Origin of the sequence: Clostridium gelidum (genome assembly GCF_019977655.1) — a bacterium.
In the GTDB taxonomy this organism is placed as follows: domain Bacteria; phylum Bacillota; class Clostridia; order Clostridiales; family Clostridiaceae; genus Clostridium; species Clostridium gelidum.
This window is the reverse complement of sequence record NZ_AP024849.1, coordinates 4,241,229-4,256,171: the sequence shown is the minus strand read 5'-3', so window position 1 is coordinate 4,256,171 and position 14,943 is coordinate 4,241,229. Positions and strand designations below refer to the sequence as shown.

Below are 14,943 nucleotides of genomic sequence, written 5' to 3'. Positions count from 1 at the left end.
GGGGAGATATTTAAAATGAAGAAATATATTATAATAAGTGCAATATGTATAGCTGTGGTTTGTAGCATACTTGCGATTAATTATATGAAGAAGATAAGCAGCTATAAAGAAAAAGTAAATAATATAGTGATAAAAGAGGTTAATTTAGATAATAAGGAAGATGGCAAATATATTGGAGAATTTAATGCAGATGTAATTTCGGCAAAGGTGGAGGTAGAAATTAAAAATAAAAAAATAAGTAATATAAATATATTAGAACATAAAAATGAGAGAGGAACACCAGCAGAGGTGATTCCTAAAAAAGTAGTAGAGGCACAAAGCTTAAAGGTTGATGCTATTTCAGGAGCCACTAATAGTAGTAAAGTAATCTTAAAAGCTATAGAAAATGCTATTACTAAATGAAAAAGATATAATTATTTGACATCTATGAAAATCAAAAGTATAATAATTAAAGTAGACCGGTCACTATAACTTATTAAGAAGGTATAACAATATGAGTAGTAATAAGGTGAATACAAAAGAAAAATTTATAGAAACTGCATCAAGGCTTTTTGAAATTAAGGGATATAATGCAACAGGACTAAATGAAATATTAGCAGAAAGTGGAGCGCCAAAGGGTTCGTTATATTATCATTTTCCTAAAGGAAAAGAGCAGCTTGCTTTAGAATCTATAAATTTAGCAGGGGAAAAAATAAAGAATAAAATAAAAGATGCCTTAGAAAGTATTGAAAATCCAGTTGAAGCTATCATGATAAATATAGAAAATATAGCAACAATAATTGATAATGAACAAAAAACTAGGGATATATCTATAAGTTTAATAGCTTTAGAGACGTATTTAACAAGCGAAATTTTAAGAAAAGCTTGCGAAGAAATCTTTACTTCATTAGAAAATATATATGCTGAAAAATTAATTAAATCTGGAGTAAGCAGAGAAAAAGCTTATGAATTAGGTGGTGCAATTGCTGCTATGATTGAGGGTGGAATTATTTTATCACTTACAAAGAGAAATGGTAACTCACTTAGACTAATTGCTAAACAAATACCTAATTTAATAAATACATAGTGAAAGAAGATATAAAATTAATACCTATTTTCATAATGGGTACTTTTTTTGAAAACAAATTATAGAGACTGGTCTAGAAAGACGGAGGGAAGAAATTTAATGGAAGCAACAAAAATAGGAAAATCTACAACAAAAATTAATTCAAAAGCAATTATAGGAGTATTAGTGTTTAGTGCATTTTTAGCTGTATTTAATGAAACTATACTAAATGTAGCGTTATCTTCATTAATGACAGAAATGAATGTTACAGCGGGAACTATACAATGGATAATAACTGCATACATGATAGTTGTGTCGGTTATGGTGCCAGTTACAGCATTTTTAATTCAGACATTTGAAACAAAGAAGCTATATTTAGGGGCAATGACGTTACTTTTAATTGGAACAATATGTGCAGCTTGTTCAGGATCTTTTGTAATGTTACTTATTTCAAGAATGTTACAAGCTTCAGGAACTGGGATGATGATTCCAATTATGATGAATACAGTATTATTAATTACACCACAAGAAAAACATGGATCAGCTATGGGAATTTGTGGTTGTGCAATTTCACTTGGACCAGCACTTGGACCAACATTTGCAGGAATTATTCTACAATTTTTTAGTTGGCATGCATTATTTATTATATTAATACCACTTATAGTTTTAGCTATGTTACTTGGAAATATTAATTTAGTTAATGTATCAACACTTACAAAGCCAAAGATTGATATTATATCAATTATATTATCAACTATAGGAATTGGTGGAGTTATATATGGTATAAGCAGTTTAAGTGGAGGTGGAAACAAGAAGATTATTGGTATAATATTTATTATTGGAATATTAGCATTGATTGTATTTTGCAAACGTCAATTATCTTTAAAAGAACCAATGCTTGAGATACGTACATTTAAATATCCTTTATTTTCAATAGGAGTAATACTTGTTATGATTTCTATGATGACAATGTTCACTATGAATGTAATGTTACCTATGTTTCTACAAGGCGCACTTAAAACTACAACTTTTGTAGCAGCAATGGTATTACTTCCAGCAGCACTTGCTAATGGATTAGTAACTCCTATAAGTGGAAAAATATATGACAAAGTTGGAGTAAAAGTATTAATCCCAGTAGGATTTACTATAATACTTGTCGCATTATTTATTTTATCACGTTCAAATAGTGATACATCTCTTATTAAGATTATAGTGTCATACATAGCAGTATGTATTGGAGTTGGTATTACAATGTCACCTTGCCAAACAAGTTCTCTTAACCAATTGCCAAAAGAAGCTTATCCTCATGGGGTAGCAATTGTAAATACCCTTCAACAAATATCAGCAGCAATTGGTTCCTCATTATTTATTGGTATAATGTCAGCAGCACAGCTAAAAGCCTTAAATAATTCAGCTACTGAGCAAGTTGCAGTAGCTACAGGATTTCAATCAGGTACATTGGTTGCAGTTATATTTGTGATAATAGGACTTTGTTTATCATTTACTTTAGGACTAGGAAGTAAAAAATTATCTTTACCATCTGATTTAACATTAACCAATAAAGAGGTAAGTAATAATTAGAAAATAGTAACACATAAAAAATAATAACAATAATGGTAAAATATCTTTCATATGCCTTAAATTGATTAATAATTAATAGTACATGAGTAGCTGAATTCCTAAAAAGCTACTTTATGTGCTATTTTTATATGAGTATAATTACAAATTACTATAGAAATTTGTATAAAATCAATAATTTGTTATGTTTTTTAAAATTAAGAAAAGTTATACAATTGATATGTAAACGTTATTAATAATAAGGGGGAGATTACAATTGTTTATCAGGAAAAAAAATTTTAGACTAATGGGTTTAGCAATTACTTTTTTTATGATTTCTGGAATTTATACAAGCAGTCCGTGCATAGCGACAGAATTAAATTCGTCAACTAGCAATGTAAAAGTAGGAGAAACACAAGTTAAAGACTTTCAAAGAGATATTCCAAGTTTAGCCGCAACATATAAGGATTATTTCACAATTGGAACAGCAGTGCTTCCGAATCAACTTGATAGTTCTAATATTCAATCAGAGTTTATAAAATATCAGTATAATGAAATAGTTGCTGGTAATTGTATGAAGATGGATGCAACAGAGCCAACTGAAAACAATTTCAAATTTGATGATGCAGACAAGCTTTTAGCATATACTCAAGCAAACAATATGAAATTAAGAGGTCATAATTTGATTTGGCATAGTCAAGTTCCAGCTTGGTTCTTCCAAGATAAAAATGATGCAAGTAAACCTGCTTCACGTGATTTATTATTAAGCAGAATGAAAAACCATATCCAAAATGTAGCAGGTAGATATGCTGGAAAAATCGATTCTTGGGACGTTGTAAATGAGGTTATTTCAGATTCAAATGGTTTAAGAGATGATAGCGGAAATTCAAAATATAAATCTATAATCGGAGATGTTGATGGAGATGGCTTTGACAGTGATTACATTGAATTAGCCTTCAAATATGCTCGTGAAGCTGATCCAAAAGCAAAATTAATTATAAATGATTATGGAATGGAAGGAAGCACTAGAAAAAGAGATGATATGTACAATCTTATTAAGAGATTACTTGAAAAAGGTGTTCCTATAGATGGTGTAGGCCTTCAAATGCATGTTTCTATGTATAGTCCTTCAGCTCAACAAGTTAAAGACTGTATTGAAAAATTTGCAACTTTAAAAAGCATTAAGCCAAACTTTGATATTCAAGTAACAGAAGCAGATATGTCAATATATAATGGCAATGAACCTACAAAAGAAGTAACTAATGATATTTATTTGCAACAAGCAACTCAATATAAAAAGTTATTTGAAGTATTTAAAGAAGAAGCAGTTAAAAAGAATATAAGTACAGTTATGATGTGGGGTGAGGCAGACTGTGATACATGGTTAGATGATTTTCCAGTAAAAGATAGAAAAGATGCACCGTTATTATTTGATAGAAATTTACAAGCTAAACCAGCCTATTGGGCAATTGTTGATCCTTCAAAGGTTAAGGGCGTATTTAGACAATCAGTAAATACACCAAAGACAACAATTGCAATTGGAGCAGCTGTAGATGCTAAATGGTCTACACTTTCATCTTTTGATGCTGATAATTATGTAGTAGGAAAAAATGGAGCCATAGCTTCAATAAAAACTGCATACGATAATGATAATTTATATGTTCTTGCAGATGTAAAAGACAGTACAGTTGGAGATAAAGACGGCATAGATATATTTGTAGACAAAACTGGTTCTAAAGTAGAAAAATATTCAGCAACTAGAACAACTAATACAGACACAATTAAAACTATTGATAAAGCTGACGGATATCAAGTACAATTTAAAATACCGTTTAGTGGATTTACACCTGTAGTAGGAGCTAAACTTGCATTTGATATTAAAATTAACGATAGTGTAGGTAATGGAGAAATAGCTTCTTCAGCAGTTTGGAATGATTTCAGTAATAAGCAAGATGCAGATTCAAGTAAATATGGATATTTAGTGCTAGATGCAGATAATAAAATTTTAGAAACTAAATATGGAATTCCAACTATTGATGGAAATATAGATAGTGTATGGGATCTTGCAAGCAGTGTAGAAACCAATGTACTTGTAGAAGGAAAAGCAGGAGCTAAAGCAACTGTTAAAACTTTATGGGCTGATAGTTATCTTTATGTTCTTTGTCAAGTTAAAGATAGTGTATTAGATAAAACTAGTAAAGATGATTACCAACAAGATTCAGTAGAAGCCTTCTTAGATGAAAACAATTCAAGAGGTGAAACTTATGATGCTGATGATGTTCAATACAGAGTTAATTATGAAAATAAACAAAGTTTTAACGGTAAGTGTGATAAAGCTAAATTCAAATCTGCTACCAAAACTACTGCAGATGGATATGTAGTTGAAATGGCAATACCATTAAAGACTCCTGGTGTAGCTAATAAAGTTATGGGATTTGATGCTCAAGTAAATGATGGTACTGCAGGTAAGAGAACAGGCGTACTTAGTTGGTGTGATAAAACAGGAAAAGGTTACGCAACTATGGCTAAGATTGGTAATATAAAACTTCTTGCATTAGCAGGAAAGTAAGATTTAAAAATAATAAAAACCACCAATTCATGTTTGAAATTGGTGGTTTTGTTGAAATAAAAGAATATAAAAAGTTTTTACTTATTTTTATGTATTAAATTCTCTTAGTGTAATTATATATTAATATAAGTATTTCTATAAAGTTATTCCATTCATTTGTCTATGATCATAAGTAAATACATAGTTAAAGCCAATATCATTTAACATATCATATACATAACTTACTTTTTCACCAACTCTATTACGACTATGCGCATCGGAACCTACTGTTAAAATTTCACCACCTAGATCTTTGTACATATGTAATATTTCAAGTTTTGGAAAAAGTAAATTATTAGATAAACCAGACGTATTTATTTCAATTCCTTTTCCTCTAGAAATTATTGTTTTTAAAATATCATATATATAGTTTTTATAATCCTCAAGATTATATACGTTGCCAACTTCAAAAGCATATCTTTGGACGATATCAAGATGGCCAAGGACATCGAAATCACCTATTTGCACAAATGCTAAAACTTCCTTAAAATAAGCCTCGTAAGTATATTTAACACCATTTTCAGAAATATTTGTTCTAAAGCCGCGTCCATTTAGGTTATGTATTGAGCCTATTATAAAATCTAAATTATGTTCTTTAAAATATTTATCAAAATCTTCTTTATGAAGATGATATTCTCCAATTTCTAGCCCTTTTTTTATATTGATTTTTCCACAATATTCATCTGAAAGTCGTTGTATTTCATTTTCATATTCCTTGAAATCAAAGAAATTGTAACTGATATCTTTAGGATCAAAGCTAATATGTTCTGTTATGCATATTTCATTCAATTCTATAGAAATCGCTTTACGTATAATTTGTTCAATTGTTTGGTTACCATCAAAAGAATATTTTGAATGTAGGTGGTAATCACTTAAATATCTCATTTTTATTTATCATCTCCATTGGTTAATATTGAAACTTATATAGTAATTAACTTTTCATAATAAACAATGGACGAGTGTTAATCGTCCATTGTAGTGAATAAAAATATATTTATGAAAAGCCAATTGGCTTTTCTTTCTTAATTGTTAACTGTTCATTGCTAACTCTTAACTGAATTAAACTTGTTCAGCCATGTAATAAAGTAACTTTTCAGTAGCTTCCCAGCCGAGACATGGATCAGTGATTGATTTACCATAAATACGGTCATCAATTTTTTGAGTTCCTTCTTCTATGTAACTTTCGATCATAACACCTTTAACTAACTTTTTAATATCACTATTATATTCTCTACTACGAAGTACTTCTTTTACGATACGAGGTTGCTCTGCAAATTTCTTCATAGAATTAGCATGATTTGCATCAACAATTACTGCTGGATATGGGAAATCAGCTTCGCCATAAGCTTCAGCAACTCTTACTAAATCTTCATAATGATAATTTGGGATATTGTTACCATGTTTATTAACTGATCCACGCATAATAGCATGTGCATATGGATTACCAGTTGTATTAACTTCTTGATGTCTATATAAGAAGTTATGTTTTGCATGTGCTGCTTGAATTGAATTAAACATTACTGATATATCACCACTTGTTGGATTCTTCATACCAACAGGAACATCAATTCCACTAGCTGTAAGCCTATGTTGTTGATTTTCAACACTTCTTGCCCCAACTGCTACATAAGATAATAAATCATCGCAATACATATAGTTTGAAGGATAAAGCATTTCATCAGCAGGAGTTAGATGAGATTCTTCTATTGAACGAATAAACATCTTTCTAATAGCTATTAATCCCTCAAGGATATTAGGTGATTTTTCTGGATCTGGTTGGTGAAACATTCCCTTATATCCTTCACCTGTAGTTCTAGGCTTATTTGTGTAAATTCTAGGAATAATAAAAAGTTTATCCTTAACTTGTTCATTTACTTTTGCTAGTCTACTAATATAATCACAAACTGAATTCTCATCATCTGCTGAGCAAGGTCCTATGATAACAATAAATTTATCGCTATTTCCAGCAAATATTTCTTTGATTTCTGCATCTCTTTCAGCCTTAATCTTTTTTAGATTAGCAGTTAGAGGAGTAAGATCTTTAATTTCCTCTGGAGATGGTATTTTTCTTACATTTATAAAACTCATTATAAAAGCCCCCTTGATATGTAATATGGATACTTAAATATGAAAACCTAACTTAAATATTATATACAACTTAGCAATTAGTGTAGCGTTATTGCTACAAGTAAGTCTTAAATTGTATATACAATTTAAGAATAAGAGTAATCAAAACTTAATTATATATATAAATATATAATTAATGTAAAAGCTAGTCAAGTTTTAATATATTTAAATTGTTAAACGATTAGTATAATTAGGAGGTTATATGTTTTCACATTATTTGATATATTCATGTGAGGTAAGCGGATTACAACGCCTTTTTGAACATCTTTTAAATTTTGATTGATTAGTAAAAGGTATGGATGAGCACACCCGCTTTAATGTTTTTTTGAAGTAGTATTTTGACTAATATATACATTATTTTGAAAAGCTGAAGATTAATAAAATGAGAGCTAGTTGGAATTTACAATACAAATTTATATATTTTTATTTGAGTTATTGATAGATATAATAAGTTAAGGAACGAAGTATTAAGTGTAAGAGCTAATTAATTACATGCAAGCTTGCTTTAGGAAGAAGGGTAACAATGAAAATTGAAGAAGGAAATTTAATTTCTGAATTAAGAAAAAAGAATGAAAAAGCTTTAGATTATGTTATTGATAACTATGGATGGGTCATTAAATCCATTGTATACAAACATCTTTATAATCTAAAAGGTGTACAAGATGAATGTATTAATGACATACTTCTTGGAATTTGGAATAACATCGATAGTTTTGATGAAAATAAAAGTGAATTTAGGAATTGGGTAGCTGGAATAACAAAATTTAAGAGCATTGATTATAAGAGAAAATATTTAAAAGGATTAGAATATGAAAATATAGATGACCTCGATATAAGTGTTCCAGATAATACCCATCAAGAAATTATCAAGGATGAATTAGATGATGATATTTTAGATATGCTAAATTGCTTAAAAGAAAAGGATAAGGATTTGTTTTATAAGTTATATGTTGAGGAAAAAGGAATCGATGATGTAAGCGCTGAAACAGGACTTAAGAGAGATGCAATTTACAATAGATTATCTAGAGGAAAGAAGAAGATACAAAAAATATTTAATTTTTCAGAAAGTAGAGGGTTGTAGCATGAAAAACAATATATATAGTATGTTAAATGGAGCAAATATAAATTTAGACGATTATGAAAAAGAAGATTTAAATGATATAGAAAAGAAAAAAATTAAGGCTAATTTTAGAAAATCAATTTCTAAAAATAAATCTCATAAAAGGAATATGATAGTAGCAGGAGTGGCTTTAGCATTCACAGTAACATTATTTGGCACAAATGTTGGAGCAAATGCATTAACAAATGTATTAAAAATAGCTGGAGTAGAGGATATTGGTAGTTTCTTAGGTATATATAAGAATTTAGATGAATATAAGACGGTTATTAATAAATCAATAACTGATAATGGAATAACAATTAAACTAAATGAAGTTATAGTAGATGGAAATGAAATAAATGTTTCATATAATATATCTTCTGACGAGAAATTAAAGAATGTGGAGTCACCTGTACATACTTCTGGTCTAATTTATATAAATAATAAAGTGGTATTTGCTGGAGGCTGTGGATCATCTAAGAGGATTGATGATTATAAGGTTCAAGAAGTTAGAACCTATGATTTAGGAAATAATAACTTAGATGGAGATTTAGATATGAAAATTAGATTTTCAACTGTAGATATAAATGGAAATATAAAAGATGGAAAGTGGGTATTTGAATTTAAGGCTAATGGTGATGAATTAAAAGCTGATACTAGAGAAATGGAACTTAATAATAAATTTACCCTCGAAAATGGAGAGGAATGGACTTTAGAAAAATATACAGATAACTCATTAGGTCAAAAAATTTATGCTTCAGTATCAAATTATAAAGAGAAACCACGTTATGGGTTAGTGGTTTCTGGTAATGATAATTTAAATCATTATGTTAGATTTAGGTCAGATAGGGCAGATCACATTGGAAAAGATCGTGTGGTATTAAAAATAAATAAATATGATGAAAAATATAATGAAAATGCAAAGACATTGACTTTAACACCTTATGCAGAAGAATTTCCAGATGGTGAATGGAAGATTGAACAAATAGGGAAACCATTTACCATAGATTTAACTCAATTAAAATGATGTATATTAATTCATGGAACAATAAAAATATTTTTAAATATGCCTAAAAGAGCACGAAACGAAAAGTTCTGTTAACTAAATCTTGTATCTAGTTAACAGAGCTTTCTTTATGAACTTAATCATAATAATATATTTATATTTTTGTAGTTTTATATTAAAATAGGTTTAAATATTTCTATAAACCTTTATTTATAGAAATATATTTAAAAAGGTATATATGTTTAAAGGAAAGTATTTATATAGAAAAATTTTTTCATATATAAATATTTATAGGAAACATTCGGGGTTAGCAATAAAATATAAATGTATTTTTAACTTGCTCAAGTCTAGATTACATTTTATTAAGCAAGTTTTTAATGTTTGAATCATATATTTTATAGGTAGAAATGTATGAGAGGTATTTATGTCTATTTATTTTGACTTTAAAACTATTAACGAACTTACAGGAAATAATTATTATAGACAACAAAAAGAGTTTACCTTAGAAGATTTAGCACAATATACCGGAAGAAATGGATACCCTGCCTATGTTGCAATAGAAGGAATTGTCTATGATATAAGTAATTCAGAAGCTTGGGGGGGAGGAACACATTTTGGACTTACAGCAGGCCAAGACTTAACAAGTCAGTTTAATTCTTGTCGTGGAATAATTGACATTCTAACCAATGCACCTAAGGTTGGGATACTTATAGATGAGGAGGATATGAGTGATATAAATGATATGAATAATATGAGCAACATGAATTATGAATATACTATGCCTATGAATAGGCAAGCAAGTCAAGACAAATCTAAGTTTACTCCTGATGATTGGATTAGGTATATTACTCCTTTAGTTGTTTATGCTTTAAGAGAACCTAGTCAAGGAACTAATACACAACGTTTATATCAGAAAGCTATTTTATTAGGTGTACTTGTAGGATTGGGAAAAACACCTCAGGAAGCTATTACTCAGGTTCAACAATGGCAAAATACTGGTGCATCTCAGATATTAAAAAGTGGTACAGGCACAACTAGTGGAATGGGCACTGGAGGAAGTGCGGGAACAGGCTTTGGCATGGGCTCAGGAACAAGTGGAAGTACAAGCACAGGAGGCGGTACAGGCATAACTGGTGGAATGGGTACAGGATTTGGTATGGGTCCGGGAACGAGTGGAAGTACAAGTGCAGGAGGAGGCGCAGGCACTCTGGGAACAGGATTTGGTACACCACCAAAAGAAAGTACAGGCACCAGTGGAAGCACTAATACAAGTAACAGACTTCAGATTGACTAAATAAAATAATAAAGGGTATGAATTAATTATCATATCCTTTAATAAATAAAGAAGAAAGTTAGTAGAAGTTATATATTGATTATTTATTGTGAGGAAACTTAAATGAAAGGAAATGAGTATATTAGTGAATTTAGTACAAAATATAAAAGCATCATATTAATTTGTTATTATTTTTGAATGTGCCTTAGGAGATTTGGAAAAACTATTTTAAATACTAAGCTCAGAAAATTAATATTGAGGTTTACCGACTTCATAAATATGCCATAGATAAAGGAGAAATTATGAGATATGTAGTAGTAGGTGTGGTAAAAGGAAAAGCAGGAGACTTTAACAATAATTTAAGAAAAGATCTCATGGAAAAATTCAAGTCAAGATCATCTAAGTTGCCAGCTCATTTCACTATTAATGCACCCTTTGAGTATGATGGAGAAATTACGGAATTAAATAAGGTTCTTGGAAGTTTTAGTGAAAATGAAAAATGTACACCTTTTATGATTAATGGTTATGATCATTTTGGTGATAGGGTAGTTTACATGAAAGTAAATATGTCTGAAGAAGCTAAAGTTGTTCATGATAGGTTAATAGATAAGATGAGTACAGTACCTTATATTAAATTTGAAGAGAAAGATGGCAAAGATAAAATTTTCCATGTAACTTTAGCTTCAAAAGGGTTAAAGTCTTTGTATGATAAGGTGTGGGGATATGTTCATCAGTATCCTTGTGAATTTAAATGTTCATTTGATAATGTTACTATTTATAACTGGAAAGAAGGAACTTGGAATTTATATAAGGAATTTGAATTTAAAAAGTGATTAAAGTATATAAATGTGCTAATTGAACTTTTAATTGTTGTAATCGACATTTGGACATTAAAAGTGAATAACTTGAAAGTTTCATATTTATAATCCATATTATTGATGATAGTATTTAAATATAGTCTGATGGAAGCGTTTGTAGATATTTTACATATACAGGTAAAATAAAAACATATGTCAGAAAGCACAAAAGCAAATCGTCTATATAGTATAAAGATAAATAAAGTGGATTGCAAAACTGCAAAAAACCTATAAATGTATAATTTGCAAAACACTAAGTAACATTAATAGGGGGATTATATTTTATGAAAAGAAAATTTATTAAACCATTAAACATGATATTGGCATGTGTAACTGCTATTTCTATGGTTCTTATCACACCAAGCTATGTGTTTGCAGCAGAGCAAGCTATTTCAATTAACTCAAAGACTTTACAAGCAATACCAGCATCTTTAAAAGATGCTACTTATGTGGGTGTGACTGATGCAGATAATGATCTTATTTCCTACAGGCTACAGGTTACAATGAAAGGTGATAAAATCACTAAAGCAAGTTTTTATATGTGCTTTGATGGTTGTGAGTATACATCAGGTACTACAGACTACTTATTAAATAACCAATGGATGGGTATGAAAAATCCTACAAGAAGAGCAAGATATGAATCAATGGATAATACATTTAATAGCAATGCTATAGCTGCAACATCCTATAATGAAAAGTTAATTGGACTTTCTAATCCTAGTCAATTAACTAGACCATCAACTAATAAGGAAGTATATGCAGCACTACAGTCAGCTTGGAAAAATATTATGGAAAATCAACTAATTGTTGTTGAACACAGACAAGAATTACTAGGTGATAATAACAATGTTCCTCATAACTGGAATGTATATATACCTAAATATGTACAAGATCATCCAAATGTAAAGGTACCTATGGTTATGACATTACATGCTTCAGGTAACAATATAGAACAAGCTGAAGGTTTAGGCTTTCCATATGTGGGATCAAAATCAAATTTTATAACTGTTATTCCAGCTTCAACTACACCTGGAATTTGGAATGAACCATATTCTAAATTAAGTCATTATAATGATGAAGAGTTTTTACTTAAATTGATTAGTGATGTAGAAAATCATTATTCAATTGATATACAAAAAATATATATGTCAGGAATATCACTTGGTGCAACCATGACTGCAGATATGGCAATCTTACATCCGGAAATTTTTGCAGGAATAGATATAGTTGCAGGTGGACCTTCATTAAATGCGGACACTGCTTCAAACATTCAGAAAAGATTATCACAAAGTTTGACACGTCTTCCGATTATATATGGAGTTGGTACGGATGATGGCATTAATTTCTCAAAGAAAGACAATGATCCTAAACCTCTAATACGTGCTGAATTTGACACTTTATTAAATACATTTAAGAAAATGAATAATATACCTGTAACTACTTTTGACAGTAAATATACATTTGGTGCTATCCTTAATAATAGTCAAACATTCGATAAGTATGGTTATACAATTAATACTGGTACATGGTATAGTAATGACAATCTTCAAAATGCAGATTATATGATGATGTGTACTGTTGATGGAATGTGGCATAGTAATCCAAATCCATATTATGCTGAAATGTCATGGAATTATTTGAATAAATTCAGCAGACAAGCTAATGGAGCATTAATTCAAGATAAACATGTAAACTAATAACGGTTAGAAAAATATTAGATTCTGTTAATATTAGATAAACATCAATAGTATTATAATAGATATTGATGTTTATTTGTTTATTAGCGAAATTAAGTTTTCTACTAATTATTATTTGATAATTTGATTAAAGTAATAAATTCAGAAGTTGCATAGTGAGTTTAAGCTTGATTAGAAGAGAAAGGATTGTTAAAACTAAAAAAAAGATGTAGTATTTAAGTAAAATAATTGATAAAATTTAAATTATTATTATAGATGAAAAGGGGAATAACGATGGCATTAAATTTAAGAGGAAGAAGCTTTTTAAAATTATTAGATTTTACACCAGAGGAAATCAGATATTTATTAGATTTATCTAAGGAATTAAAAACATTAAAAAGAACTGGAATTCCTCATGATAGATTAAGAGGTAAGAATATAGTTTTATTATTTGAAAAGACATCAACAAGAACAAGATGTTCTTTTGAAGTAGCTGGAAGTGATTTAGGTCTTGGAGTTACATATTTAGATGCAGCAGGCTCTCAAATGGGTAAAAAGGAAAGTGTTGCTGATACTGCAAGAGTTCTTGGAAGAATGTATGATGGTATAGAATATAGAGGCTTTAGCCAAGACACAGTTGAAGAATTAGCTGAATATGCAGGAGTTCCTGTTTGGAATGGATTAACTGATGAGTTTCATCCGACTCAAATGATTGCAGATCTTTTAACTATAGAAGAAAAGCTTGGAAGACTTAAAGGCGTTAACTTTGTTTACATGGGTGATGCAAGAAATAATATGGGAAATTCATTAATGGTAGCTTGTGCGAAGATGGGACTTAATTTTATAGCATGTGCACCAAAAGAATTATTTCCAGCAGAGGAATTAGTAGAAGAATGCAAGAAAATTGCAAAAGTAAGTGGTGCAAGTATTACATTAACAGAAGATGTTAGTGAAGGAAGTAAAAATGCAGATGTAATTTACACAGATGTATGGGTATCAATGGGAGAACCAGATGAGGTTTGGGAAAGTAGATTAAGGCTATTACATCCATATCAAGTAAATAAATCAGTTATGGATAATGCAAATAGTGAAGCAATTTTCATGCATTGCCTGCCAGCGTATCATGATTTGAAAACTAAAATTGGAAAAGATGTTGGAGAAAAATTTGGATTAACTGAAATAGAAGTTACAGATGAAGTATTTGAAGGAAAACAATCAGTAGTATTTGATGAAGCTGAAAATAGAATGCATTCTATTAAAGCAATAATACTCGCAACAATTGGAGTATAATATTTCGAAAGTATAAATTGAATTTTTGAAGATAATTCTATATAATAAAAACATAATCAAAAAACATTTAGATGTTTTTGTAAGGGCAGCGTTGTGACGGTGCTCTATTTTTTGGCTTTTTTGAAATTAATAAATATGCAAGATGTATTTTAGTTTATACACTTATTTTTATACGAGTAAATGTAAAAATCAAGTTTGTGAATTTAGTAAATTACGGATATAATATTTTAGATATAGAAAGAATTATATTTTATAGATGGGAATAAATATGAAAAAACTTATATATATTGCAATTGACAATTTAGGATGAAATCATCACGTGATTTTTAAAACAATTAATACTGCAATTGTACAAAACTAATTATAATATATATAGATTAATAGTTATATAAAAATATAAGATGG

12 protein-coding genes are annotated in these 14,943 nt (G+C 29.3%); 10 read left to right on the top strand and 2 right to left on the bottom strand.

Annotated elements, in window-relative coordinates; all coding sequences use genetic code 11:
- Window positions 1-15 precede the first annotated feature (15 nt).
- From psyc5s11_RS19510 to psyc5s11_RS19495, 4 genes are all read left to right on the top strand, one after another.
- Window positions 16-402, top strand: a complete 387-nt coding sequence (locus psyc5s11_RS19510; protein WP_224034152.1) for an FMN-binding protein — start codon at window positions 16-18, stop codon at window positions 400-402.
- A 91-nt stretch (window positions 403-493) separates the two neighbouring features.
- A complete protein-coding gene (locus psyc5s11_RS19505; protein WP_224034151.1) occupies window positions 494-1,066 on the top strand; it encodes a TetR/AcrR family transcriptional regulator in 573 nt (190 codons plus the stop codon).
- 99 nt (window positions 1,067-1,165) lie between these two features.
- Entirely contained in the window at window positions 1,166-2,626 is a 1,461-nt protein-coding gene (locus psyc5s11_RS19500; protein ID WP_224034150.1) for an MDR family MFS transporter, read from the top strand.
- A gap of 253 nt (window positions 2,627-2,879) precedes the next feature.
- Complete coding sequence (locus tag psyc5s11_RS19495) at window positions 2,880-5,171, top strand: endo-1,4-beta-xylanase (RefSeq protein ID WP_224034149.1); 2,292 nt, start codon at window positions 2,880-2,882, stop codon at window positions 5,169-5,171.
- A gap of 135 nt (window positions 5,172-5,306) precedes the next feature.
- Here the strand turns inward: psyc5s11_RS19495 and psyc5s11_RS19490 are convergent, their stop codons facing one another.
- Together psyc5s11_RS19490 and psyc5s11_RS19485 are read right to left on the bottom strand one after the other, a co-directional pair.
- Window positions 5,307-6,095, bottom strand: a complete 789-nt coding sequence (locus tag psyc5s11_RS19490) for a histidinol-phosphatase HisJ family protein (RefSeq protein WP_224034148.1) — start codon at window positions 6,093-6,095, stop codon at window positions 5,307-5,309.
- A 174-nt stretch (window positions 6,096-6,269) separates the two neighbouring features.
- Complete coding sequence (locus psyc5s11_RS19485) at window positions 6,270-7,298, bottom strand: 3-deoxy-7-phosphoheptulonate synthase (RefSeq protein WP_224034147.1); 1,029 nt, start codon at window positions 7,296-7,298, stop codon at window positions 6,270-6,272.
- A gap of 562 nt (window positions 7,299-7,860) precedes the next feature.
- On the opposite strand from psyc5s11_RS19485, the gene psyc5s11_RS19480 reads away from it, so the two are divergent.
- From psyc5s11_RS19480 to argF, 6 genes are all read left to right on the top strand, one after another.
- The gene (locus psyc5s11_RS19480) at window positions 7,861-8,418 is read left to right on the top strand and encodes a sigma-70 family RNA polymerase sigma factor (protein WP_224034146.1); all 558 of its coding nucleotides are present in this window, start codon (window positions 7,861-7,863) and stop codon (window positions 8,416-8,418) included.
- Between the two features lies 1 nt (window position 8,419).
- Window positions 8,420-9,463, top strand: a complete 1,044-nt coding sequence (locus psyc5s11_RS19475; protein WP_224034145.1) for a DUF4179 domain-containing protein — start codon at window positions 8,420-8,422, stop codon at window positions 9,461-9,463.
- A gap of 403 nt (window positions 9,464-9,866) precedes the next feature.
- Window positions 9,867-10,736 (top strand): cytochrome b5 domain-containing protein, encoded by an 870-nt coding sequence (locus tag psyc5s11_RS19470; protein ID WP_224034144.1) that lies wholly within the window; start codon window positions 9,867-9,869, stop codon window positions 10,734-10,736.
- A gap of 281 nt (window positions 10,737-11,017) precedes the next feature.
- Window positions 11,018-11,548 carry a 2'-5' RNA ligase family protein gene (locus psyc5s11_RS19465; protein WP_224034143.1) on the top strand — a complete coding sequence of 177 codons (531 nt, stop codon included), beginning with the start codon at window positions 11,018-11,020 and terminating at the stop codon, window positions 11,546-11,548.
- A 308-nt stretch (window positions 11,549-11,856) separates the two neighbouring features.
- Complete coding sequence (locus psyc5s11_RS19460; protein WP_224034142.1) at window positions 11,857-13,269, top strand: alpha/beta hydrolase family protein; 1,413 nt, start codon at window positions 11,857-11,859, stop codon at window positions 13,267-13,269.
- Window positions 13,270-13,542: 273 nt separating this feature from the next.
- On the top strand, window positions 13,543-14,538 hold the full coding sequence (gene argF, locus psyc5s11_RS19455) for an ornithine carbamoyltransferase (RefSeq protein WP_224034141.1): 996 nt from the start codon (window positions 13,543-13,545) through the stop codon (window positions 14,536-14,538).
- Window positions 14,539-14,943 lie beyond the last annotated feature (405 nt).